Annotated in this window: 26 protein-coding genes; 23 read left to right on the top strand and 3 right to left on the bottom strand. The window is 71.9% G+C overall.

From position 1 onward, the window contains the following. Window positions 1-757: 757 nt before the first annotated feature. The 12 genes from ACZ7PG_RS41410 to ACZ7PG_RS41355 all read left to right on the top strand — a co-directional run bounded on the left by ACZ7PG_RS41410 (window position 758) and on the right by ACZ7PG_RS41355 (window position 10,755). On the top strand, window positions 758-2,284 hold the full coding sequence (locus tag ACZ7PG_RS41410) for a sugar transferase (protein WP_470244663.1): 1,527 nt from the start codon (window positions 758-760) through the stop codon (window positions 2,282-2,284). A gap of 205 nt (window positions 2,285-2,489) precedes the next feature. After that, window positions 2,490-3,104: a malonic semialdehyde reductase gene (locus tag ACZ7PG_RS41405; RefSeq protein ID WP_470244662.1), complete on the top strand. Its 615-nt coding sequence runs from the start codon at window positions 2,490-2,492 to the stop codon at window positions 3,102-3,104. A 140-nt stretch (window positions 3,105-3,244) separates the two neighbouring features. Continuing rightward, window positions 3,245-5,272 (top strand): threonine--tRNA ligase, encoded by a 2,028-nt coding sequence (gene thrS / locus ACZ7PG_RS41400; RefSeq protein ID WP_470244661.1) that lies wholly within the window; start codon window positions 3,245-3,247, stop codon window positions 5,270-5,272. Continuing rightward, on the top strand, window positions 5,269-5,811 hold the full coding sequence (locus tag ACZ7PG_RS41395) for an HIT family protein (RefSeq protein WP_470244660.1): 543 nt from the start codon (window positions 5,269-5,271) through the stop codon (window positions 5,809-5,811). Before thrS ends, ACZ7PG_RS41395 begins: the two co-directional genes overlap by 4 nt. A 63-nt stretch (window positions 5,812-5,874) precedes the next feature. Then, window positions 5,875-6,405 carry a MarR family winged helix-turn-helix transcriptional regulator gene (locus ACZ7PG_RS41390; protein ID WP_360476561.1) on the top strand — a complete coding sequence of 177 codons (531 nt, stop codon included), beginning with the start codon at window positions 5,875-5,877 and terminating at the stop codon, window positions 6,403-6,405. A gap of 89 nt (window positions 6,406-6,494) precedes the next feature. Then, window positions 6,495-7,121 (top strand): phosphatidylinositol phosphate synthase, encoded by a 627-nt coding sequence (pgsA, locus tag ACZ7PG_RS41385; protein ID WP_360476558.1) that lies wholly within the window; start codon window positions 6,495-6,497, stop codon window positions 7,119-7,121. Further along, the gene (locus ACZ7PG_RS41380; protein ID WP_470244659.1) at window positions 7,118-8,035 is read left to right on the top strand and encodes a phosphatidylinositol mannoside acyltransferase; all 918 of its coding nucleotides are present in this window, start codon (window positions 7,118-7,120) and stop codon (window positions 8,033-8,035) included. The genes pgsA and ACZ7PG_RS41380 overlap by 4 nt, the downstream gene beginning before the upstream one ends. Window positions 8,036-8,054: 19 nt before the next feature. Continuing rightward, entirely contained in the window at window positions 8,055-9,200 is a 1,146-nt protein-coding gene (locus ACZ7PG_RS41375) for a glycosyltransferase family 4 protein (RefSeq protein WP_470244728.1), read from the top strand. Then, window positions 9,197-9,679: an NUDIX hydrolase gene (locus ACZ7PG_RS41370; protein WP_470244658.1), complete on the top strand. Its 483-nt coding sequence runs from the start codon at window positions 9,197-9,199 to the stop codon at window positions 9,677-9,679. Before ACZ7PG_RS41375 ends, ACZ7PG_RS41370 begins: the two co-directional genes overlap by 4 nt. A gap of 1 nt (window position 9,680) precedes the next feature. Next, a complete protein-coding gene (locus tag ACZ7PG_RS41365; RefSeq protein WP_470244657.1) occupies window positions 9,681-9,935 on the top strand; it encodes a hypothetical protein in 255 nt (84 codons plus the stop codon). 33 nt (window positions 9,936-9,968) lie between these two features. After that, the gene (locus tag ACZ7PG_RS41360; RefSeq protein ID WP_470244656.1) at window positions 9,969-10,232 is read left to right on the top strand and encodes a hypothetical protein; all 264 of its coding nucleotides are present in this window, start codon (window positions 9,969-9,971) and stop codon (window positions 10,230-10,232) included. A 13-nt stretch (window positions 10,233-10,245) separates the two neighbouring features. Further along, window positions 10,246-10,755 (top strand): XdhC family protein, encoded by a 510-nt coding sequence (locus ACZ7PG_RS41355; protein WP_470244655.1) that lies wholly within the window; start codon window positions 10,246-10,248, stop codon window positions 10,753-10,755. 75 nt (window positions 10,756-10,830) lie between these two features. Here the strand turns inward: ACZ7PG_RS41355 and ACZ7PG_RS41350 are convergent, their stop codons facing one another. Continuing rightward, window positions 10,831-12,939: an elongation factor G-like protein EF-G2 gene (locus ACZ7PG_RS41350; RefSeq protein WP_470244654.1), complete on the bottom strand. Its 2,109-nt coding sequence runs from the start codon at window positions 12,937-12,939 to the stop codon at window positions 10,831-10,833. Window positions 12,940-13,069: 130 nt separating this feature from the next. On the opposite strand from ACZ7PG_RS41350, the gene ACZ7PG_RS41345 reads away from it, so the two are divergent. From ACZ7PG_RS41345 to pdxS, 3 genes are all read left to right on the top strand, one after another. After that, complete coding sequence (locus ACZ7PG_RS41345; protein ID WP_470244653.1) at window positions 13,070-14,491, top strand: FAD-binding oxidoreductase; 1,422 nt, start codon at window positions 13,070-13,072, stop codon at window positions 14,489-14,491. Window positions 14,492-14,528: 37 nt separating this feature from the next. Further along, window positions 14,529-15,512 carry a DUF5937 family protein gene (locus tag ACZ7PG_RS41340; RefSeq protein WP_470244652.1) on the top strand — a complete coding sequence of 328 codons (984 nt, stop codon included), beginning with the start codon at window positions 14,529-14,531 and terminating at the stop codon, window positions 15,510-15,512. A 90-nt stretch (window positions 15,513-15,602) separates the two neighbouring features. Continuing rightward, window positions 15,603-16,523 (top strand): pyridoxal 5'-phosphate synthase lyase subunit PdxS, encoded by a 921-nt coding sequence (gene pdxS, locus ACZ7PG_RS41335; RefSeq protein WP_470244651.1) that lies wholly within the window; start codon window positions 15,603-15,605, stop codon window positions 16,521-16,523. 4 nt (window positions 16,524-16,527) lie between these two features. Here the strand turns inward: pdxS and ACZ7PG_RS41330 are convergent, their stop codons facing one another. Continuing rightward, the gene (locus ACZ7PG_RS41330; protein ID WP_470244650.1) at window positions 16,528-17,091 is read right to left on the bottom strand and encodes a helix-turn-helix domain-containing protein; all 564 of its coding nucleotides are present in this window, start codon (window positions 17,089-17,091) and stop codon (window positions 16,528-16,530) included. Between the two features lie 70 nt (window positions 17,092-17,161). Here ACZ7PG_RS41330 and ACZ7PG_RS41325 point away from each other — a divergent pair, with 70 nt between their 5' ends. The 5 genes from ACZ7PG_RS41325 (at window position 17,162) to ACZ7PG_RS41305 (ending at window position 20,471) form a co-directional block, all read left to right on the top strand. Then, a complete protein-coding gene (locus tag ACZ7PG_RS41325) occupies window positions 17,162-17,854 on the top strand; it encodes an AzlC family ABC transporter permease (RefSeq protein ID WP_470244649.1) in 693 nt (230 codons plus the stop codon). Beyond that, complete coding sequence (locus ACZ7PG_RS41320) at window positions 17,854-18,174, top strand: AzlD domain-containing protein (protein WP_470244648.1); 321 nt, start codon at window positions 17,854-17,856, stop codon at window positions 18,172-18,174. The genes ACZ7PG_RS41325 and ACZ7PG_RS41320 overlap by 1 nt, the downstream gene beginning before the upstream one ends. Window positions 18,175-18,403: 229 nt before the next feature. Then, a complete protein-coding gene (gene pdxT / locus ACZ7PG_RS41315) occupies window positions 18,404-19,024 on the top strand; it encodes a pyridoxal 5'-phosphate synthase glutaminase subunit PdxT (RefSeq protein WP_470244647.1) in 621 nt (206 codons plus the stop codon). A gap of 41 nt (window positions 19,025-19,065) precedes the next feature. Then, window positions 19,066-19,821, top strand: a complete 756-nt coding sequence (locus ACZ7PG_RS41310) for a YebC/PmpR family DNA-binding transcriptional regulator (protein WP_470244646.1) — start codon at window positions 19,066-19,068, stop codon at window positions 19,819-19,821. 86 nt (window positions 19,822-19,907) lie between these two features. Then, window positions 19,908-20,471, top strand: coding sequence for a DUF4262 domain-containing protein (locus tag ACZ7PG_RS41305; RefSeq protein ID WP_470244645.1), 564 nt, complete (start codon window positions 19,908-19,910; stop codon window positions 20,469-20,471). Here ACZ7PG_RS41305 and ACZ7PG_RS41300 read toward each other — a convergent pair. Next, window positions 20,468-20,908: a cupin domain-containing protein gene (locus ACZ7PG_RS41300; RefSeq protein ID WP_470244644.1), complete on the bottom strand. Its 441-nt coding sequence runs from the start codon at window positions 20,906-20,908 to the stop codon at window positions 20,468-20,470. The genes ACZ7PG_RS41305 and ACZ7PG_RS41300 overlap by 4 nt on opposite strands. A gap of 74 nt (window positions 20,909-20,982) precedes the next feature. Between ACZ7PG_RS41300 and ruvC the strand changes: the two genes are divergently transcribed. From ruvC to ruvB, 3 genes are read left to right on the top strand one after another with little or no spacing between them, the layout of a single operon-like run. Next, window positions 20,983-21,582 carry a crossover junction endodeoxyribonuclease RuvC gene (gene ruvC / locus ACZ7PG_RS41295; RefSeq protein WP_470244643.1) on the top strand — a complete coding sequence of 200 codons (600 nt, stop codon included), beginning with the start codon at window positions 20,983-20,985 and terminating at the stop codon, window positions 21,580-21,582. After that, window positions 21,579-22,172: a Holliday junction branch migration protein RuvA gene (gene ruvA / locus ACZ7PG_RS41290; protein ID WP_470244642.1), complete on the top strand. Its 594-nt coding sequence runs from the start codon at window positions 21,579-21,581 to the stop codon at window positions 22,170-22,172. Before ruvC ends, ruvA begins: the two co-directional genes overlap by 4 nt. Before the next feature lie 9 nt (window positions 22,173-22,181). Next, window positions 22,182-23,249, top strand: coding sequence for a Holliday junction branch migration DNA helicase RuvB (ruvB, locus tag ACZ7PG_RS41285; protein ID WP_470244641.1), 1,068 nt, complete (start codon window positions 22,182-22,184; stop codon window positions 23,247-23,249). The last annotated feature ends 60 nt before the right edge of the window (window positions 23,250-23,309 follow it).

The following is a 23,309-nucleotide window of genomic DNA, read 5'->3' as shown; positions in this document are numbered from 1 at the left end:
GACGGGGCTCTTCTCGTTGTGTCCTGTGGGGGCCGAGCCCCCACGCCCCCGCCGGGGGCTCGCCCCCGGACCCCCGTGTCTGGTTGCGTTGTGATGTCGGCCACGGCTTAAGTGGAGTGAACGGTCCGTTCGGATCTTCCGTATCTGCTGATGAGCGTGGTTCCAGCCCCGTCGTGCGGGAAAATCGGGATCTGCCTCTGAGGCCTGTCGTTGCGGCGGTCTTCTGTCGAACCGGCCCCGCGGGAGGCGTGCGTGTGATCTTCGGTTTCCTTGGCCGGCCGCGGCGGGGCGACTTGTGACGGAAACCCGCCCGTGTGACGATGCGGCGACGAACGTCACGGAGTGATCGTCCGGTGCCCGCGCGGCGGTGCCCGCGGCCCCGGCTGGTCCACAGTGGACCGGCAGCCTGCCGCAGTGTCCACAGTAGAGCCCGAAGGCCGGTTCGGCCGTTCGGAAGAGCGCGGGTCCACCCGGGTGCGGGTATCGCTCCATTGGCTACATTCCGTAGTTTTTGTGGGGATACGCCCTATCACGCATCGTCATCGTCTTGTTATCTTGCGGCCATTTTCTGGCGGGAAAGACGCGCTGCATGTGGCTGGAAATCCTTGTAACGATGCTGAGAGGGTCGCCGATACCTTGCCGTGTGAAGCCCTCCGCGGGCACAGCGCGATGTTCCAGCCGTGGTGACTGTACGAAATCACCGCCGGTGACGCAGCGTGCTTGCGGACTCATTCGATCCCTGGTCCCGGGAGGACAGATGGAAGAGTCGGTGCGGCCGTCTTACACGGTGAGCCAGCCACCGCCGCACATCGACCTCCAGGCCATTCCCCGCCCCACCCCGCGGGACGGCAAGCCGGCGGAAACGGCCGGAACGCCGTCTCCCAAGGCATTGCCGGCGGCCTGGGAAGCGAGATACAGAGCCTGGGTCATCGGCAGCGACGTCTTCATCACGCTGCTGGTGATCGCGATCAGCGCGTTCGTCATCGATCGCGTTGCCCCGCACGACATGCACGCCTTCGGCACGATCCTCGCCGTCTTCGTCTCGCTGCCGGTCAGCCGGGCGTGGAGCTCGCGGGTGCTCGGCGAAGGCGCGGAGGAGTACCGCACGCTGGGCCGCGGCTTCATCACCGCGGCCGTCCTGGTCGCCCTGGGCGGCCTGCTGTTCGGTGCGCTCGAGGTCCAGGTCTGGGTCTTCGTCGTGGTCCCGGCGATCGCGCTCGTCGCGTTCCCGCAGCGGTACCTGCTGCGCCAGGTCCTGCATCGCAAGCGCGCCAAGGGACTCTGCCTGCTGCCGGTGATGGCCGCGGGCAGCCCGGAAACCGTCGCCGACCTGATCGCGCGCACCAAGTCCGAGGTCCACGTCGGCTGGCGCGTCGAGGCGGCGTGCACGTTCACGGGCCACGGCGCCGAGCGCGACAGCGGCGAGATCGACGGCGTCCCGGTGGTCGGGAGGCTGGAAGAACTTTCGCGGTACGTGCGGCGCGGCGGGTACCGGGTCGTGGCGATCACCGCCGACCAGTACTGGACGCCGAAGCGGCTGCAGCGGCTGGCCTGGGACATGGAGGGCACCGGCGCGGAGATGGTCGTGGCCCCCGTGCTGATGGAGGTCGCCGGGCCCCGGCTCAACGTCACCGGGGTGCTCGGGATGCCGCTCCTGCGGGTCACGGCGCCGATGTTCACCGGCGGCCGCCGCGTGGTGAAGGAGATCGTGGACCGGGCGGGCTCGGCGTTCCTGCTGACCATGCTTTCCCCGCTCCTGCTGGTGATCGCGCTGGCGATCAAGCTCAACGACCGCGGCCCGGTGATCTACCGCCAGCAGCGCGTCGGCCGCGACGGCGCGACGTTCACCATGCTGAAGTTCCGCACGATGGTCACCAACGCCGACGAAATCCGGAAGACCCTCGCCCAGGACAACGAAGGAGCGGGTCCGCTCTTCAAGATGAAGCGTGATCCGCGGATCACCCGCGTGGGTGGTTTCCTCCGCCGATATTCGCTCGACGAGGTGCCCCAGCTGTTCAACGTCGTGTCCGGGAAGATGTCGCTCGTCGGCCCGCGGCCCCCGCTGCCGGAGGAGACCGCGCAGTACGCGCCGGACGCCCGTCGCCGGCTGCTGGTGAAGCCGGGCCTCACCGGCCTCTGGCAGGTGAGCGGGCGCAGCGACCTCACGTGGGCGGAGAGCATCCGGCTCGACCTGCGCTACGTGGAGGACTGGTCGCTGGCCCTGGACCTGGTGATCCTCTGGAAGACGTTCCGCGCGGTGATGGGCGGTCAGGGCGCCTACTGACCCCGTCCGACGAGCCGCGCACGCGCACCACGGCCGCCGATCCCCGCCGAGGGGGTCGGCGGTCGTGTTCGTGTACCCGGTCGGGTGAGGGTCCGTCGCGACTCGTGTGCGGCGCTGTGATCCACACAACTGGTTGAACGCGAAATAGTTCAACGCTCAACCTCGTTGGAGCGGGTAACCGACCCAACGGAAGGAACCCAGCCCCATGACCACCTTTGCCGAGCAGACCGAGGCCCTCGAGCTTCCCGCGGACGTCCAGAACCTCCTCTTCCGCGAGGCGCGCACGGCCAACAGTTTCAGCTCCGAGCCGGTGACCGAGGAGCAGGTCCGCGCGATCTACGACCTCGTCAAGTGGGCCCCGACGTCGATGAACACCCAGCCGCTGCGTGCGCTGGTGCTGCGCACCGCCGAGGCGAAGGCCCGCCTGCTCCCGCACATGGCCCCGGGCAACCGGGACAAGACCGAAGCCGCTCCGCTGACCGTCGTGCTCGCCGCGGACGTCGACTTCCACGAAAACATCCCGCAGGTCTTCCCGCACGCCCCGCAGGTGAAGGACAACTTCTCCGACGAGCAGGGCCGCGTCGAGTTCTCGAAGCTCAACTCGCTGCTGCAGGTCGGCTACTTCATCATCGGCGTCCGCGCCGCCGGCCTGGCCGCCGGGCCGATGACCGGCTTCGACGCCGCCGGGGTGGACGACGAGTTCTTCGCGGACAAGAAGTGGCGCTCGCTGGTCGTCGTCAACGTCGGCAAGCCGGGCGAGAACCCCTGGTTCGACCGCCTGCCGCGGCTGGCCTTCGACCAGGTCGTCGAAACCCTCTGACCCCCTGGTCCCCCGATCGGGCAGGCCGCTTCCGACCCGGAGGCGGCCTGTCCGGCGTTCGCGGACGCGCGTGAGGCCCGCGCGGGCCGACGACTAGCATCGTCGGGGTCATCTCCGTCACCCCAGTCCGAGGAGCCATCGTGTCGCAGTCGCCCCCCGTTTCCCCCGTGGCCACCTCCCGCGTGGTGGTACCGGCGGGCACTACGGCGGGCGCGGCGGTCCGCGGGGCCGGCCTGCCGACCAAGGGCCCGGACACGGTCGTCGTCGTGCGCGACGCCGAGGGCAAGCTGCGCGACCTCGCGTGGGCGCCGGAATCCGACGCCGAGGTCGAGCCGGTCGCCGCGGACACCGAAGACGGCCGCAGCGTCATCCGCCATTCGGCGGCCCACGTGCTCGCCCAGGCCGTGCAGCAGCAGTTCCCGAATGCCAAGCTGGGTATCGGCCCGCCGGTGAAGGACGGCTTCTACTACGACTTCGCCGTCGACACTCCGTTCACCCCGGAGGACCTGCAGGCGCTCGAAAAGCGCATGAAGCAGATCGTCAAGGGCGCCCAGCAGTTCTCGCGGCGTGTTTTCGACTCCGTCGACGAGGCGAAGAAGGAACTGGCGGACGAGCCGTTCAAGCTCGAGCTCGTCGACCTCAAGTCCGAAGTGGACACCTCCGAGGTGATGGAGGTGGGCGAGGGCGAGCTCACCATCTACGACAATCTCGACCCGCGCACCAAGGAACGTGTCTGGAGTGACCTCTGCCGCGGTCCGCACGTGCCGACCACGAAGTTCATCCCCGCGTTCAAGCTGACCCGCGTCGCCGCCGCGTACTGGCGGGGGAGCGAGAAGAACCCGCAGCTGCAGCGGATCTACGGCACCGCGTGGGAGTCCGCCGAGGCGCAGGACGCCTACCTCGAGCGCATCGCCGAGGCCGAGCGCCGCGACCACCGCAAGCTCGGCGCCGAGCTGGACCTGTTCTCCTTCCCCGAGGAGATCGGCTCCGGCCTGCCGGTGTTCCACCCCAAGGGCGGCATCATCCGCCGGGAGCTGGAGAACTACTCGCGCCGCCGCCACGAAGAGGCCGGCTACGAGTTCGTGAACACCCCGCACATCAGCAAGGGCGAGCTGTTCCACACCTCCGGCCACCTGCCGTACTACGCGGACACCATGTTCCCGCCGGTGCAGTTCGACGAGGAGAACTACTACCTCAAGGCCATGAACTGCCCGATGCACAACCTGATCTTCCGCTCGCGCGGGCGGTCCTACCGCGAGCTGCCGCTGCGGCTGTTCGAGTTCGGCACGGTCTACCGCTACGAGAAGTCGGGCGTCGTGCACGGCCTCACCCGCGTGCGCGGCCTGACGATGGACGACTCGCACATCTACTGCACCAAGGAGCAGATGCCGGGCGAGCTCCGGTCGCTGCTGAAGTTCGTGCTCGACCTGCTGGCCGACTACGGCCTCTCCGACTTCTACCTCGAGCTGTCCACCCGCGGCGACTCCGAGAAGTTCATCGGCGAGGACTGGGAGTGGGAGGAGGCCACCGAGACGCTGCGGCAGGCCGCCGTCGACTCCGGCCTCGAGCTGGTCCCGGACCCGGGTGGCGCGGCCTTCTACGGCCCGAAGATCTCGGTGCAGGCCAAGGACGCCATCGGCCGCACCTGGCAGATGTCGACCATCCAGCTGGACTTCAACCAGAACAAGCGGTTCGAGCTCGAGTACACCGCGTCCGACGGTTCGCGCCAGACGCCGGTGATGATCCACCGCGCGCTGTTCGGGTCGATCGAGCGGTTCTTCGGCGTGCTGACCGAGCACTACGCGGGCGCGTTCCCGGCGTGGCTCGCGCCGGTGCAGGTGGTCGGCATCCCGATCACCGCCGACCAGGTCGAGTACCTGCAGGACATCGAAAAGGCGTTGCGCGCCAAGGGGATCCGCGCGGAGGTCGACGCGAGCGACGACCGCATGCAGAAGAAGATCCGCACGCACACCACGCAGAAGGTGCCCTTCATGCTGCTCGCCGGCGCGAAGGACGTCGAGGCGGGCGCGGTGTCGTTCCGCTTCCGCGACGGCGGCCAGATCAACGGCGTGCCGGTGGCCGACGCCGTCGCCGCGATCGCCGGCTGGATCGAGCGCCGTGAGAACGCGTCGCCGTCGGCCGAGGCGCTGGAGACGGTCGTTCGGTGAGTGACGGTCCCGAGCTCGTCGAGCAGCAGGGCGCCGGGGTCCAGGACGCGTTCCAGCGCCTCTGGACCCCGCACCGGATGGCCTACATCAAGGGCCAGGACAAGCCGGACGGCGACGAGGACACCGGCTGCCCGTTCTGCCGCATCCCGTCCCTGGACGACAAGACGGGGCTGATCGCCGCGCGCGGCGAAGCGGTGTACGCGGTGCTGAACCTGTACCCGTACAACCCGGGGCACCTGATGGTCGTGCCGTACCGGCACGTCGCGGACTACACCGAGCTGACGGTGGAGGAGACGCGCGAGGTCGCGGAGTTCACCCAGCACGCGATGAAGGTGATCCGCGCGGTGTCCGGTGCGCACGGGTTCAACATCGGCCTGAACCAGGGCGTGATCGCGGGTGCGGGGATCGCCGCGCACCTGCACCAGCACCTGGTGCCGCGCTGGGGTGGCGACGCGAACTTCATGCCGATCATCGGCCAGACGAAGGTGCTCCCGCAATTGCTCGGCGAAACGCGGGATCTGCTCGCCGACGCTTGGTGAAACGCTCGAATGCCGTAACCGGCAAAGCCTGATTGAGTGTTCAACCGAGGGTATGATGGGGGTATGTCCGAAACCCGATGGCTCAGCGACGACGAGCAGCGCGTCTGGCGTGAGTTCAACGCGGCCACCCGCATGCTCAGCGCGCACCTCGAAGGCCAGCTGCAGCACGACTCGGGCATGCCGCACACCTATTACGAAGTCCTCGTCGCGCTCTCGGAAGCACCCGGCCGCCGGCTGCGGATGAGCGAGCTCGCCGACGCGCGTCAGGCGTCGCGGAGCCGGCTCTCGCACGCGGTCGCGCGCCTGGAAGCCAACGGCTGGGTGCGCCGCGAGGCCTGCCCGACCGACAAGCGCGGCGCGTGGGCGGTGCTGACGGACGCCGGCTTCACCGCGCTCGAGGCGGCCGCGCCCGGGCACGTCGAGGCCGTCCGCGAGAGTCTCTTCGACCCGCTGACGCCCGAGCAGGTCGCCGCGCTCGGCGAGATCAGCGCCGCGATCCGGCAGCGCCTCTCGCCGAAGTGCGCCGCCGCGCAGGCCGCCGAAGAGGCGCGGGAGTACCCCGGCGAGGTCGTCCGGCTGCCGAAATCGGGCTGACCCGGGGCGGCGCGTCGGGTTCACCGGAGCGGGTCGATAGGCTGCCATCGCCCACCCGATCCTCGTAGCCAGGTGTCTCAGACGAACCGATGCTCAATATCTTCGCGCGTGCCTCCGTTTCCCGCGTCACCGATCCGATCGGCCAGGCGCTGGTCCGCGTCGGGCTGACCCCGAACGCGATGACCGTGATCGGCACCGCCGGCGCGGTCATCAGCGCTCTCGCCTTCTTCCCGAACGGCTACCTGCTCTGGGGCACCTTCACGGTGTGGGGCTTCGCCATGCTCGACCTCCTCGACGGCGCCATGGCCCGCGCCCGCGGCTACGGCACCCCGTTCGGCGCGGTGCTCGACGCCACCTGCGACAGGTTGGTCGACGGCGCCCTGTTCGCCGCGATCGCGTGGTGGTGCTTCGTCGTCGACGACAACCACCCGGCGGCCGCCGCGGCCCTGCTGTGCCTGGTGCTCGCCCAGGTCATCTCCTACGTCAAGGCCCGTGCCGACGCGTCCGGCCTGCCGGTGGACGGCGGGCTCGTCGAACGCGCCGAGCGGCTGATCATCGCCCTGGTCGGCACCGGCCTGCACGGCTTCGGCATCCCGTACACCGTGGACGTGACGCTCTGGCTGCTGGCCGTCCTGTCGGTCATCACCCTGCTGCAGCGCTTCGCCGGCGTCGCGAAGGCCGCGCGTGAGGCGGCCGCCGGGGAGCAACCCGCATGAGCGCGCTGTCGGAACGGCTGAGCGCCTTCGGCTACGCCGCCGGGTGGCGGCTGGCCGGCTGGCTGCCCGCCGGGTTCGGCAGCACGGTGTTCTCGCTCGGCGCGGACCTCGCCGTCCGCCGCGACGCCGGGGGCGTGCGGCAGCTGCGCACCAACCTCGCCCGCGTCGTCCCGCAGGCGGACGAGGTCGAGATGGACGAGCTGACCCGGCGGGCGATGCGCTCGTACGCCCGGTACTGGCACGAGACGTTCCGGCTGCCGTCGATGGACCAGAAGGAGGTCAGCGGCAAGGTCGCGGCCTCCATCACCGGCGTCGAGAACCTCGACGCGGCGCTCGCCGAGGGCAACGGCGCGGTGATGGCGCTGCCGCACAGCGGCAACTGGGACATCGCCGGCGTCTGGCTGGCCGACTACCTCGGCGGGTTCACCACCGTGGCCGAGCGGCTGAAGCCCGAGTCGCTCTACCGCCGGTTCGTCGAGTACCGCGAGTCGCTCGGCTTCGAGATCGTGCCGCTGACCGGCGACAGCTCCGCGATGCGCGTGCTGCTGAAGCGGCTGCGCGAGAACAAGGCCGTCTGCCTGGTCGGCGACCGCGACCTGACCACCAGCGGCATCCCGGTGAAGTTCTTCGGCGAGCAGGCCCGCTTCCCCGGCGGCCCGGCGCGGCTGGCCGCCACTACCGGCGCGGCGCTGATCCCGGCCGGCTGCTGGTTCACCGAGGACGGCTGGCAGATCCGCCTGCACCCGCGCATCCGCGTCACCGCGCGCGCCGAGGTCGCGGCGGCGACCCAGGCGCTGGCGGACATCTTCGCCGGCGACATCGCCGCGCACCCGGCCGACTGGCACATGGTGCAGAAGTTCTGGCCGGCCGACCTCGAGGCCGCCGAGCAGGCAAACCTCGAAGAAGTGAGCTGACCGCGTGACCGCGCGTCCGATGCGGGTCGGGATCGTCTGCCCCTACTCCTTCGACGTGCCCGGCGGGGTCCAGGGGCACGTGATCGACCTGACGAAGGCGCTGCTGTCGCGCGGGCACCAGGTCTCCGTGCTCGCACCCGCCGACGACGACGCGGACCTGCCGCCGTTCGTGCACCCGGCCGGCAAGGCGCTCGGCATCCGGTACAACGGCTCGGTCGCGCGGCTGCAGTTCGGCCCGGTGTCCTACGCCCGGGTGCGCCGCTGGATCCGCGACGGCGACTTCGACGTCCTGCACCTGCACGAACCGGCCGCGCCGAGCCTGTCGCTGCTGGCGCTGCTCATCGCGGACGGCCCGATCGTCGCGACGTTCCACACGGCGACCACGCGCTCGCGCACGCTGTCGGCGTTCCAGCCGGTGCTGCGGCCGCTGCTGGAGAAGATCACCGCGCGGATCGCGGTGTCCGCGCTGGCCCGCCGGGTGCAGGTGGAGCACGCGGGCGGCGACGCCGTGGAGATCCCCAACGGCGTCGACGTCGGCTTCTTCTCTTCAGCGACGCCGCTGCCGGGCTATCCGCGGGCCGGCGGCACGGTCGGGTTCGTCGGCCGCTTCGGCGAGCCGCGCAAGGGCATGGGCGTCCTCCTGGAGGCGCTGCGGCGGATCCTGCCGGAGTTCGAGGACCTGCGGCTGGTCGTCGTCGGCCGCGGCGACGAAGACCAGCTGCGCCGCGACGCCGGTCCCGAACTGGCGCCGCACCTGGAGCTGCTCGGGCAGGCCGACGACCACGTGAAGGCCCAGGCGCTGCGCAGCGTCGACGTCTACTGCGCGCCCAACACCGGCGGCGAGAGCTTCGGCATGATCCTCACCGAAGCGATGGCGGCCGGGACCCCCGTGCTGGCCAGTGGCCTCGACTCGTTCCGGCGGGTGCTCGACGACGGCCACGCCGGGATGCTCGTCGACACCGGCGACCCGGCGGCGCTCGCGGACGGGCTGCGCGAGCTGCTCGGCGACCCGGCGCGGCGGGCGTCGCTGGCCGCGGCGGCGGGGGAGCGGGTGACGATGTTCGACTGGTCGGTCGTCGCGACGCAGGTGCTGCGCGTCTACGAGACGGCCGTCGCCGCCGACCCCCGGCGCGTCGCGGCGCCGGAGCGGGAGCCGGCCCGGTGAGCGTGCTCGGCTGGCTGCTCCCGGTGCTGGCGCTGGTCGTCGTGCTGGGCGGGCTCTTCCTGGTGGCGACGGCGAACCGGCTCGACCGCCTGCACGTCCGGATGGACGCGGGCTGGGCGGCGCTCGACGCGGCGCTGGCGCGGCGCGCGGTGGTCGCCCGCGCGGTCGCGGTGGTGCTGGGCGACACGGGCCTGCGGACGCTGGCCGAGGAGGCCGAAGCGGCACCACGGGCGGATCGCGAAGGTTCCGAGAACGAGCTGACGCTGCAGCTGAGCCGCGTCGACCGGGCCGGCCTGCCGGCCGAGCTGGCCGAGGAGCTGACCGACGCGGAGCACCGCGTGGTGATCGCCCGCCGTGTCCACAACGACGCCGTCCGCGACACGCTGCGCCTGCGGCGGCGGCGGAAGGTGCGGTACTTCCGGCTCGCGGGCACGGCGCCGCTGCCGGAGTACTTCGAGTTCGCCGAGCCGGAGGTCTGACGTGTGGTGGGTGGTCGTCGAGGAGCAACGCGGCTCGGGTGACAGCCGCAGCTGGTCGCTGTCGGAGACGTTCTCCTTCGCCGACCAGGCGACCGCCGAAGCCGCGGCGGAGCAGCTCGCGCGGGAGTTCGAGCCCGCCCACCCGTGGTCGCCGAAGTCGCGGAAGGTGCTGCGCGGCCCCGGCGGCTTCCTGGTGATCGTGGAAGGCCAGATGTCGACGTTCCACTTCCGGCTCAGCGTGCTCGAAGAGCTCTGAAACCTTTTGCCCGCCACCCGCGTCGGATCGGGCATGAGTCCGACGTGGTGGGTGGTCATCGAAGAGCAGGGCGGCATGGGCGACGGCCGCGGCTGGGGCGTCGCGGAGGCGACGCCGTACCCGGACCGCCAGAGCGCGGACGACGACGCGTACCTGCTCGCCAAGCAGCACCGGCCGCCGCGGCCGTCGTCGCCGCAGAAACGGGTGGTGCTGCGCGTGACCGACGGGTACTTGGTGCTGGTGAAGGGCAAGACCGACCTGTGGCAGTTTCGCGTGACTGTCGGCGAGCAGGCCTGACAGACTGGGCGGCATGACGGAGCCCGATGCTTGCGAGGTCGCCCACGGCACGGTCGCGGCCGATCCGGCCGTGCGGACGCTGGTCGCCGTGTTCGCGTCGCCGGTGTCGCGGTACCTGCTGAAGTTCGCGAAGGACCTCGGCTACCACGTCGCGTTGTTCGAGCCGGACCCCGCGCGGGCCACCGACGGGCCGGACGGCGTCGACGCGGAGACGACGATGCCGCCGCTGGACGCGTCGGCGGACGTGGTCGTCACCGACCACCACCGGCTCGAGCTGGGCGTAGTGCTGAAGGCCGCGCTCGACCAGGCGCCCCGGTGGATCGGGGTGCTCGGCAACCCGCGGCACGCCGGTCCGCACGAGGCCGCGCTGCGCGGCCTCGGCGTGGCGGAGGCGGAGATCGCGAGGGTGCACCGGCCGGTGGGCCTGAACATCGGCTCCCGCACGCCGCCGGAGATCGCGATCGCGACTCTGGCCGGCCTGCTGGCCGACCGCAACGACCGCCCCGGCGGCTTCACCTTCTGACGTGGTCCGGTCTCGTGAGTGAGAAACAGGGTTAGAACACTGTTTCTCACTCACGACCGGCCGCGGCAGATCTTGCTAGTGGACCGCCATTCCTTCCGGCATCGGCTCGAACCTCGCGTGGCGGCGGGTGAACGTCGCCGTGCCGGAGCTCATCGAGCGCAGGTCGATCAGGTAGCGCAGGAGCTCCGTCGCCGGGACCTCCGCGCGGATCACCGTCCGTCCGCCGTCGCCGGCTTCGGTGCCCAGTACCCGGCCGCGGCGGGACGACAGGTCGCCGAGCACCGTGCCGAGGTGCTCGTCCGGGAGCCGGATCGCCACCTCCTCGAGGGGCTCCAGCATCGTGATGTGCCCGCTCGCCGCGGCCTCGCGCAACGCGAGCGCGCCCGCGGTCTGGAACGCCGCGTCCGACGAGTCCACGCTGTGCGCCTTGCCGTCGACCAGCGTGACCTTCACGTCCACGACCGGGTGCCCGTCGGACAGCCCGCGCGCCAGCTGGGCCCGCACGCCCTTCTCCACGCTCGGGATGAACTGGTGCGGCACCGACCCGCCGACGACCTTGTCCACGAACTGGAACCCGCCGCCGCGGGGGAGCGGCTCGACCTCGATGTCGCAGACGGCGAACTGGCCGTGGCCGCCGGACTGCTTCACGTGCCGCCCGTGTCCCTTGGCCGGCTTGCTGAAGGTCGCGCGCAGGCTGATCTTCACCGGTTCGGTGTCGACGTCCGCGCCGCCCGCCCGCAGCCGCGAGAGGACGACGTCCGCGTGCGCCTCGCCCATGCACCACAGCACCAGCTGGTTGGTCTCGGCGTTGCGGTCCAGCCGCAGCGTCGGGTCGCCGGCGACGAGGCGGGAAAGGTTGCGCGCCAACGTGTCCTCGTCGCTGCGGGTCTTCGCGACCACCGCCACCGGCAGCAGCGGCTCGGGCATCGCCCACGGCTCCATCAGCAACGGCTCTTCCGGCGAGGAGACGGTGTCACCGGTCTCGGCCGAGCCGACCTTCGTCAGCGCGCAGAGGTCGCCCGCGACGCAGTAGGGCACCTCGCGCAGGTTCGCGCCGAGCGGGGAGTAGAGGTGCGCGACGCGCTCGTCGGCGTCGTGGTCCTCGTGCCCGCGTTCGGCGAGGCCGTGCCCGGACACGTGCACCGGCCGCTCCGGCCGCAGCGTCCCGGAGAACACCCGGACGAGTGACACCCGGCCGACGTAGGAGTCGACGGCCGTCCGGACGACCTCCGCGGCGAGGGGGCCCTCGGGGTCGGCGGTGATGGCGGTGTGCGCCGCGCCGTCCGGCGTCGTGACGTCGGGTGGCTGGTGCTCGAGCGGGGAGGGGAACGCGCGGACGATCCCGTCCAGCACCTCGGCCAGGCCGATCCCGCTGGTCGCGCAGACCGGGATGACCGGGTGGAACGACCCGCGCGCGACGGCGGTTTCGAGGTCGGCGATCAGGACCTCCTCGGCGATCTCCTCGCCGCCGAGGTAGCGCTCCATCAGGGACTCGTCCTCGCTCTCGGCGATGATCCCTTCGATCAGCTCGTTGCGGGCCTCGGCCATCCGCTCCAGGTCGGCCGGGTCGGGCGCGCCGATCTTCGGCGGGTGCCCGGCGGAGTAGTCGAAGTACCGCTGGGTGATCAGCCCGACCAGGCCGTCGCCGGCGGGCAGGTACAGCGGCAGGACGCCGGCGCCGAACGCGGCCTGGCAGGCGGCGATCTCGGCCATCGCGTCGGCCCGGTGGTGGTCGAGCCGGGAGACGACGACCGCGCGCGGCATGCCGACGGCGGCGCACTCCTCCCACACCGCGACCGTCGCCGCGTCGACGCCCTCGGCGGCGCAGACGACGAACAGCGCCGCGTCGGCGGCGCGCAGCCCGGCCCGCAGCTCCCCGACGAAGTCGGCGTACCCGGGCGTGTCGATCAGGTTGATCTTGTGGCCCTGGTGCAGCACCGGCGCGACCGAAAGGCCGACCGAACGCTGCTGGCGGACCGCCGCGGGGTCGTGGTCGCACACCGTCGTCCCCTCGACCACCGAGCCCGCGCGCGGCACCGTGCCGGACGCCGCCAGGAGGGCCTCCGTGAGGGTCGTCTTCCCCGAGCCGGACGGGCCGACGAGCACGACGTTGCGGACCTTCGCGGGGTCGTCCACAGCGACGGCGGCCCCGGTGTCGGCGTTCTTGGCTTGTTTGTCGGCCATGACGACTCCTCGGCGAACGGCTGGTGTACGTGGTGTGTCCTCGATCACACACCCGCTACCCTGGTCACGGCAAGGCAGTGCCCTCGGGACCAGCCGAATGCCCGGGGGAGCGGCGGGGCAGGGGGAGCGTGTGGACAGGCGGACTTTCTTGCGGGTTTCCGGAGCGGTGCCGGTGGCGGGCCTGGCCGGGTGGCCGCCGCCGGACGACTGGGAACGGCTCCGGAAGCGGCTTTCCGGGCCGCTGTTCCGGCCGGGCGACCCGGGCTACCCGGAGGCCAAGCAGGCGTTCTTCACGATGTACGACGACCGGATGCCGGCGGCGGTCGTCGGCGCGGCGCGCGTCGAGGACGTCCAGGAGGCGATCGGGTTCGCGGCCCGGCACCGGCTGCCGGTGGCCGCCCGCAGTGGCGGGCACAGCTATCCCGGCTATTCCACTGTGGACGGCGGCATCGTGGTGGACCTGAGCCGGTTCCACGGCATCGAGGTGCGACCGGACGGCCGCGCGGTGATCGGCGCCGGCGCCAGGCTGGGCCCGATCGCGGCGACGCTCGCCGCCCACGGCCGGGTGCTGCCCGCCGGCACCTGCGAGACGGTCGGCATCGCCGGGCTCACCCTCGGCGGCGGGCTCGGCCTCGTCGACCGGAAGTACGGGCTCACCTGCGACCACCTGGAGGCGGCGCGGATCGTCACGGCCGACGGCCGGGTGCGCACGGTGTCGGCGACGGCGGAGCCGGACCTGTTCTGGGCGCTGCGCGGCGGGGGCGGCGGGAACTTCGGCATCGTCACGGGGTTCACGTTCCGGACGGTGCCGGCGGCGGACGTCGCGACCTTCGCGCTGGACTTCCCGGACGGGACGCAGGCCGCGCTGCTCGGCGCGTGGCAGGAGTGGGTGCCGGGCCTGCCGGACGAACTGTGGTCGGGGATGGGCCTCGCGGCCGGGCGCGCCGGGACCAGCGGGACGTTCCTCGGTCCCGAGAAGCGGTTGAACGAGCTGCTCGACGACCTCGTCCGCCGGGTGGGCACCCCGCCCGGTGGACGGCGAATCCGCGTCACCGACCACCTGAGCGCGATGCGGTCCTTCGACACCCGCGAGGCCACCGTCCGGGAGGCGTACGTCGGCACGTCGCGGATGCTGCGGCGGCCGTCCCCCGACCCGGCCGCGGTCGTCGAGGTGCTGACCCGGGATCCGCGCGTCGACATGCTCGTCGACTCGGCCGGCGGCGCGATCGCCCGCGTCGGCGTGGGGGAGACGGCGTTCCCGCACCGGACCGCGCTGGCGAGCTTCCAGTTCCTGCACGGCGCGACGCCCGCGGAGGGCGGCGAGGCCGGGGCGCGGCGTTCGCTCGCCGCCGTGCGCGACGGGCTCGGGCCGGAGTTCGGCACCACCGGCTACGTCAACTACCTCGACCCGGAGCTGCCGGACTGGGCCGAGGCGTACTACGGACCGAACCTGCCGCGGCTGCGCGGTGTCGCCCGAAAGTATGACGCACGAGGAATTTTCGCTTTCCCGCAAGGACTTTCGGCGCCCCGCTCGACTGTCCACTTGGGATAGACTTAGACTGCGCGGCACGTCGGCAGAGAGGCAGCGCGTGCTCGACCTGGCATTCTCCACAGAGGACCTGGCGCACACCCGGTTCGCGTTCTCCCCGGCGTGGGAGGTCGTGGCGAGCGTCCGCGTCCTGAATCGGCCGGGGGAGCACGCCCTGCACCTGCCGTGGGTCAAGCGCGCGACCGCGGCGATCGAGGAGGCCGGGCTCGACATCGGGCTGCTGCGCGAGCTCGTCCCGCTGCGGCACCTGCCAGGATTCCTGGCCGGCACGCCGTCGACCCCGCTGCCCGAGCTCGCCGACGAGCTCGCCGACCTGCGTGACGTGCCCGCCCGCGTCGTCCGGCGCGAGCTGGACGCGATGACCGGGCCGCGCACGCCCGCGCTGAACCGCTTCCACCGCGACCCCGAAGCCGGCCTCGACCGGCTGGCGGCGTTGATGGAGCGGTACTGGGACCTGGTGCTGGCCCCGGACTGGCCCCGGATCCGCGCGCTGCTCGAGGCCGACGTGCTGCACCGGTCGCGGCTGCTGGCCCAGGGCGGAGCCGCCGAGCTCTTCAACGACCTCACCCCGCTGGTCCGCTGGCAGGGCGGCACGCTCACGGTCGCGCACCGCCACCTGCACGCGGCCGTGCCGCTCGACGGGCGCGGCCTGGTGCTGGTGCCCTCGGCGTTCGTCTGGCCGCGGGTGTTCTCCAAGACCGACCCGCGGTGGCAGCCGGTGCTGCGCTACCCACCGCGCGGGATCGCGACGCTCTGGGAGACCGGCACCGCCGTCGCGCCCGGCGCGCTGGCCGCCGTGGTGGGCCGCGGCCGGGCCATGCTGCTGGCCGAGCTGACCGCGCCGGCGTCCACCGCCGAGCTCGCCCGCCGGACCGGGCTGAGCGCCGGGGCCGTGTCGCAGCACCTGGGCGTCCTGAAGGCCGCAGGCCTGGTCAGCGGGCACCGTGCCGGACGTCACGTGCTGTACGCGCGCACCCGGGCCGCGGAAGTCCTGGTCGCGGGCGTCCCCGAAGTGGACTCCTGAGATAGCCGCGTACTGGCCTGCTTGAAGGGTCCACCGCCGACCTACGCTCGAGCTCGTCACCCCCTGTTGTCTTTGTGGAAAGGCCCCGTCGTGTCCGAGCAGCAGACCACCCCCAGTGGCACCGTCCAGTCCGTCACCGGCACCGCCAAGGTGAAGCGCGGCATGGCCGAGATGCTCAAGGGCGGCGTGATCATGGACGTGGTCACCGCCGAGCAGGCCAAGATCGCCGAAGACGCCGGCGCGGTCGCGGTGATGGCGCTGGAGCGCGTGCCCGCCGACATCCGCGCGCAGGGCGGCGTCGCGCGGATGAGCGACCCCGACCTGATCGACGGCATCATCGAGGCCGTCTCGATCCCGGTGATGGCGAAGGCCCGCATCGGCCACTTCGTCGAGGCGCAGGTGCTGCAGTCCCTCGGGGTCGACTACGTGGACGAGTCCGAGGTGCTCACCCCGGCCGACTACGCCAACCACATCGACAAGTGGGCGTTCACGGTGCCCTTCGTCTGCGGCGCGACCAACCTCGGCGAGGCCCTGCGCCGGATCACCGAGGGCGCGGCGATGATCCGCTCCAAGGGCGAGGCCGGCACCGGCGACGTCTCCAACGCGACCACGCACATGCGCCAGATCCGCGGCGAGATCCGTCGTCTCACGTCGCTGCCGGAGGACGAGCTGTTCGTGGCGGCCAAGGAGCTGCAGGCGCCGTACGAGCTGGTCCGCGAGGTGGCGCGGGCCGGCAAGCTGCCGGTGGTGCTGTTCACCGCGGGCGGCATCGCCACCCCGGCCGACGCGGCGATGATGATGCAGCTCGGCGCGGAGGGCGTGTTCGTCGGATCGGGCATCTTCAAGTCCGGCAACCCGGCCCAGCGCGCGGCGGCGATCGTCAAGGCGACGACGTTCCACGACGACCCGGACGTCCTCGCGAAGATCTCGCGCGGCTTGGGCGAGGCGATGGTCGGCATCAACGTCGAGGAGCTCCCGGAGCCGCACCGCCTCGCCGAGCGCGGCTGGTGACTTCCTAGATGTATTCGGAGATCTCGACGCCGTAGGTACCTGGCTCGAGGGCTTCGAAGAGGTGCGGGACGTCGCCCGGGTAGGAGATGTAGTCGCCGGGGAGGAGTTCCTCCGGTGCGTCCAGCATGCCCACCCGGGCGCGTCCCGCGCACAGCACGATGTGCTCCATCACGCCCGTCATGTGCGGGTCGGACCGCCGCGGGGTGCCCGGCTCGCCGCGCACGACGTAGATGTCGCGGCGGGCTCCGGTCGGACAGGCCGACAGCAGCGTGCACGCGTAGTCGGCGTGCTCGGCGAAGACCGTCGGGCCCTTGCCGGCGCGGATGACGCGGACCTTGGGCCGCTCCGGCTCGACGAGCCGGGAGAACGGCACGTCGAGGGCGACGCCGAGGGCCCACAGCGTCTCGACGCTGGGGTTGCCCGTGCCGGACTCGAGCTGGGAGAGCGTCGACTTGGCCAGGCCGGCGCGCCGCGCGACCTCGGTCAGGGACAAGCCCGCGCGGGTGCGTTCCCGGCGCAGGGACGCCGCGATGATCTCCAGGGGCGCGCCGGTCGTTTCCTGCGGCATCTGCTGTTCGCTCCATCGGTCGTTCTGTTCGCCTTGACGAACACGGGGTCTTGTGTTCACCATAGAACACATGCGTTCGATATGGCGAACACTCGATCGGGGCCTCGCCCGTGACATCGGCCTGGTCTGCCTGGCCGATTGTCTCGTGGGGGTGTCCTACGGGGCCATCGCGGTGAGTTCGGGCTTCCCCTTCTGGCTGCCGATGCTGATGTCGCTGCTGGTCTTCGCCGGTGCGTCGCAGTTCATGTTCATCGGGATCGTGGCCGCGGGCGGCAACCCGTTCGCGGCGGTGCTGGCGGGGCTGCTGGCCAACGCGCGGCACCTGCCGTTCGGCTTCGCGATCGGCGACGTCCTGGGCAAGCGGTGGCCGGCCCGGCTGGCCGGCAGCCACCTGATGATCGACGAGTCGGTGGCGTTCGCGCTGGCCCAGCGCGAGGCGCACCGGCGGCGCGCGGCGTACTGGGCGTGCGGGATCGGCCTGTTCGCCTGCTGGAACCTCGGCGTGGTCGCCGGGGCGTTCGCGGGGTCGGTCATCAGCGACACCGACGTGTTCGGCCTCGACGCGGCGTTCCCGGCGGTGCTGCTGGCCCTGGTGCTCCCGTCCCTGCGCGACCGGGCGGCCCGGCTGCCGGTGCTGGTGGGCGTGGTGGTCGCACTGGCCGCGACGCCGTTCCTGCCCGCCGGGCTCCCGGTGCTGCTGGCGCTGGCCGGCGTCGTGGTGGGCGTGGTGGCGAAGGAACCGGAACCGCAGGAGGTGGGCTGATGGACGGGGTGGAGCTGCTGGTCGGCACGGTGGTGCTGGCGCTGGGGACGTTCGCGTTTCGCTTCGCCGGGCCGGTGCTGCGCAGCCGGGTGAAGCTGTCCCCGCGCGCGGAAAAGCTGATGGCGCTGGCGGCCGTGGTGCTGCTGGCGGCGCTGGTCGCGGTGAGCGCGTTGACGGAGGGCCACCGGTTCGCCGGTTTCGCCCGGCCGGCGGGGGTGCTGGTCGCCGGGGTGCTGGCGTGGCGGAAGGCGCCGTTCGTGCTGGTGGTGGTGGCGGCCGCGGCGACGGCGGCGTTGCTGAGGCTGGCCGGGGTGCCCTGACGGCTCGGCTCCGGACCGCGCCGACGTGCACAAGGAGGCATCACGCGTGACCCGGCGGGCATCACCTGTGATCGGACGGGCATCACTCGTGATCGAGGGGGCATCACCGCGATGCCCCCTCGATCACGCGTGATGCCTCTCGGCGCACGGGTGCTGACCGGGGCTGACCTGCCGGGACGGCGGCGCGGGAGTGCGTCTAGGCTGGTGGGAAGGTCTTTCGGGAGGTCGGGTGTCGTCGGAGCCGGTCATCGGTGTGCTCGCCATGCAGGGTGCCGTGCGGGAGCACGTCGCCATGCTGGCCGAAGCCGGCGCGCGGGCCGTGCCGGTGCGTCGCGCCGCCGAGCTGTCCGAAGTGGACGGTTTGGTGCTGCCCGGTGGCGAATCGACCGCGATGTCGAAGCTGCTCGAGACGTTCGAGCTGCTGGAACCGCTCAAAGCGCGGATCGCCGGTGGCATGCCCGCCTTCGGCTCGTGCGCCGGGATGATCCTGCTGGCCCGGCAGACCCTCGACGGGCGGCCGGACCAGCAGCAGCTCGGCGGGCTCGACGTCGTCGTCCGGCGCAACGCCTTCGGCAGGCAGGTCGACTCCTTCGAGGCCGACCTCGACTTCGCCGAGGTGGCCGGCGGGCCGGTGCACGCGGTGTTCATCCGCGCCCCGTGGGTCGAGAAGGCCGGTGACGGCGTCGAGGTGCTGGCCACGGTCAGCGGCGTGCCCGGCGTGGAAGACGACACCGCTAGGATCGTCGCGGTCCGGCAAGGGGCGGTGCTGGCGACCGCGTTCCACCCGGAGCTGACGCCCGACGTGCGGGTGCACCGGCTGTTCGTCGACCTCGTGCGGAAGGCAGCCTGAGACGCGGTGCCCGGCCGGGGTACGGAACAGATGGAGGAGAGATGAGCGGCCACTCCAAGTGGGCCACCACGAAGCACAAGAAGGCCAACCTCGACGCGAAGCGCGGCAAGCTCTTCGCGCGGTTGATCAAGAACATCGAGGTGGCGGCGCGGACCGGCACCGGTGGTGGCGACCCGGATGGCAACCCGACGCTCTACGACGCCATCCAGAAGGCGAAGAAGAACTCGGTCCCGCAGGACAACATCGAGCGCGCCCGCAAGCGCGGCGCCGGTGAAGAGGCCGGCGGCGCCGACTGGCAGAACATCACGTACGAGGGCTACGGCCCCAACGGCGTGGCGGTGCTGATCGAGTGCCTCACCGACAACAAGAACCGCGCCGCGATGGAGGTCCGCACCGCGCTCACGCGCAACGGCGGCTCCCTCGCCGACCCGGGCTCGGTCGCCTACATGTTCACCCGCAAGGGCGTCGTGATCATGCCGAAGGGCGACGCGTCCGAGGACGACGTCCTGATGGCGGTGCTCGACGCGGGCGCCGAAGAGGTCAACGACCTCGACGACACCTTCGAGATCGTCTCCGAGGGCGGCGACCTGGTCCCGGTGCGCAAGGCGCTGCAGGCGGCCGGCTTCGAGTACGAGTCGGCGGAGCTGACGTTCCTCCCGTCGGTCAGCGTCCCCTTGGAAGTCGACGGCGCGAAGAAGGTCTTCAAGCTGATCGACGCCCTCGAAGACTGCGACGACGTCCAGAACGTCTACGCGAACTTCGACGTCTCGGACGATGTCCTCGCCGAAGTCGACTGAGTTTTCCTCCGCACCGCAACGCTTTCGTGCCCGGGCCGGAAACTTTCCGGCCCGGGCACTGGGCTCTCGGGGACTCGTCAGGCAGAATGTGCGCCGTGACCTCGACGACCCCCGCCACCTCCGCCGACCTCGCCGCCGACATCACCGCCGAACTCTCCGCGGACGAACTGCGCCTGATCGAGTGGATCGAGACGCAGGCGAAGGAACGCGGCAACGCGGTCATCACGGTCGCCGGGGACGACGAGGGCGCCGGCTACTGCTTCACCGCCTGCGCGTGGGCGCTGCACCACGTGCCCGAGGCCGTCGTCGTCGGCCTGCCCGACCAGATGGGCCAGGTGCTGCTCGACGCCTACGTCGACCGCGCGGCCAACGGGGAGATCTTCGAGGTCGGCAAGCGCTACGACGACTTCTTCGAGGGCGTCCCGGTCGTCCTCGAGCGGGTCAACAAGGGGCACTACCCCGAGTACTTCGGCACGGCGTTCCTCATCTACCCCGACGGCGACTTCCCGGCGCTGCAGCTGATCGTCGCGACGCCGGAGGGCAAGTTCCCCTGGCACCCGGACGCGCCCGAGGGCTTCGCCCGGTGGCAGCTCGTGCTCACCGAGAGCGGTGACCCGGAAAGCTGGACCCCCGGCGTCGACGGCCCCTAGAACTTCGCCAGGTCGGCGGCCGCTTCCGGGTAGCGCACGGCCAGGTCCGCGGCGGGGGCGAACTCCACGCAACCGTCCGTGTAGGGCGGCACGACGACGGTGCCGAGCAGGCTCCACTCCCCGCGCGTGACCGTGGCCTGCCACGTCCCGGCGGGCACGACGACCTGCGGCCGCTCGCCGGCCGCGACGTCCGTCCCCAGCACCGGCCGCTCGACCGAGCCGTCCGGGTGCAGCAGCAGCATCGCGGCGGGCGCGCCCGCGTGGTGGGCGTAGACCTCGACGCGGTCCAGCCGGTGCGGCGCGGAGAACTCCGGCGCGACGAGCAGGTAGTAGATCGCGGACCCGGTCTCCGAGCGCCAGCTCTGCGCCCACCGCCCGCCTTCGACGGGCAGCGGCTCAAGACCCAGGTGAGTGACGAAATCCGACGGCTCCGGCATGTCTGCCATCCTGCCGCAGACGCGCCCAGTAGCCTGCTAGCTCGAACTGGTGTTCGCGGCGGGAAGGAAAACGGGTGCGGGTGCTCGGGGTCGACCCCGGTCTGACCAGGTGCGGCCTGGGGGTGGTCGACGGCGGTAAGGGCCGCGCCGTCCGCTGCGTCGCCGTCGACGTCGTGCGGACGCCGGCCGACGCCGATCTGGCGCACCGGCTGCTCGGCATCTCCGACGAGGTCGAGCGGTGGATGGACAAGTACAAGCCCGAGGCCGTGGCCGTCGAGCGCGTCTTCGCCCAGCACAACGTCCGGACCGCGATGGGCACCGCGCAGGCGGGCGGGGTGGTCGCCCTGGCCGCCGCGCGCCGGGGCCTGCCCGTCGTGTTCCACACGCCGAGCGAGGTGAAGGCCGCGGTCAGCGGCTCGGGCCGGGCGGACAAGGCGCAGGTCACCGCCATGGTGACGCGCCTGCTCAACCTCGAGGTCGCGCCGCACCCCGCCGACGCCGCGGACGCGCTGGCCCTGGCCATCTGCCACCTCTGGCGGGAGCCGATGCGCGCGCGGCTCGCCGAAGCCGAGGCCCGCGCGGCCGAGATGGCCCGCACCCACAAAGCCCGGCTCGCGGCCGCCGCGAAGCAAGCCACGATGAACAAGACGAAGAAGCCTGGAGCAGCACGATGATCTCGTCGGTACGCGGAGAAGTCCTTGCGGTCGCTTTGGACCACGTCGTGGTCGAGGTCGGCGGAGTGGGCTTCGCCGTGCAGGCCACCCCGGCGACGCTGGCCACGCTGCGCCGCGGTGAGGAGGTGCGGCTGCACACCGCGCTCGTCGTGCGGGAGGACTCGCTGACGTTGTTCGGCTTCGCCGACGCCGACGCGCGGGAGCTGTTCGGACTGCTGCAGACCGTGTCCGGGATCGGGCCGCGGCTCGCGCTGGCCACCCTCGCCGTGCTCGACCCCGACAAGCTGCGGGGCGCGCTGGTCGAAGGCAACATCACCGTGCTGACCTCGGTGCCCGGCATCGGCCGCAAGGGCGCCGAACGGCTCACCCTGGAGCTGCGCGACAAGGTCACCGCGCTCGGCTCCGGCGACGCTCCGGCCATCACGGCGCCCGGCGCGCTGCGGGCCGAGGTCGTCGAAGCGCTGGCCGGGCTCGGGTTCCCGGCCAAGCAGGCCGAGCAGGCGGTGGACAAGGTCCTCGCCGACGGCGACGGCCACACGACGGCCAGCGTGCTGCGTGCTTCGCTGGCCACCCTCGGCCGGAAGCGGTAGGGCGCGGCCGTGGAGTATGAAGCCGTGGAGGAAGACGAAGCCCTCTCGGCGTGGGCCCAGACCGGCGACAACGACGTCGAGGGGACGCTGCGGCCGCGCAAGCTCGACGAGTTCGTCGGTCAGCCGCGCGTGCGCGAGCAGCTGGAGCTGGTGCTGGAGAGCGCGCGCCGCCGCGGGGTGCCGCCCGACCACGTCCTGCTGTCCGGCCCGCCCGGGCTGGGCAAGACGTCGATGGCGATGATCGTGGCGGCCGAGCTGGGCGCGGCCATCCGGATCACCTCCGGCCCGGCGCTGGAACGCGCGGGCGACCTCGCCGCGATGCTGTCCAACCTGGCGCCCGGCGACGTCCTCTTCATCGACGAGATCCACCGGATCGCCCGCCCCGCCGAGGAGATGCTCTACCTCGCGATGGAGGACTTCCGGGTCGACGTCGTCGTCGGCAAGGGCCCCGGCGCCACCAGCATCCCGCTGGAGATCGCGCCGTTCACGCTGGTCGGGGCCACTACGCGTTCGGGTTCGCTGACCGGCCCGCTGCGCGACCGGTTCGGCTTCACCGGCCAGATGGAGTTCTACACCGACACCGAGCTGGAGCTGGTCGTCCGCCGCGCGGCGACCATCCTCGACATCCCGATCGACCGCGACGCCTGCCAGGAGATCGCCGGCCGCTCGCGGGGCACGCCCCGGATCGCGAACCGGCTGCTGCGACGCGTCCGCGACTACGCCGAGGTCCGCGCCGACGGCAAGGTGACCGTGGCGGTCGCCCGCGCGGCGCTGGCCGTCTACGACGTCGACGAGCTGGGCCTCGACCGGCTCGACCGCGCCGTGCTCACCGCGCTGACCAAGTCGTTCGGCGGGGGGCCGGTCGGCATTTCGACGCTGGCGGTCGCCGTGGGGGAGGAGTCGACCACCGTGGAAGAGGTGTGCGAGCCCTACCTGGTGCGCGCCGGTATGCTCGCCCGCACCCCGCGGGGCCGGGTCGCCACGGCGGCCGCCTGGGAGCACCTCGGCCTGGTGCCGCCCGCCGACCACCCGGGGCGCCCCGACCCGGGCGGGCTCTCGTCGTTCGAGCAGGACTGAGCGGCCGGAACCGGCGGGTGGGTGCTGGCGTCCACGCTGGTACCTGGCACACTTGACCGG

This window comes from Amycolatopsis sp. NPDC114504, assembly GCF_055633595.1.
Note: the sequence above shows the minus strand (reverse complement) of the source record. Positions and strands in the feature narration are given on the sequence as shown.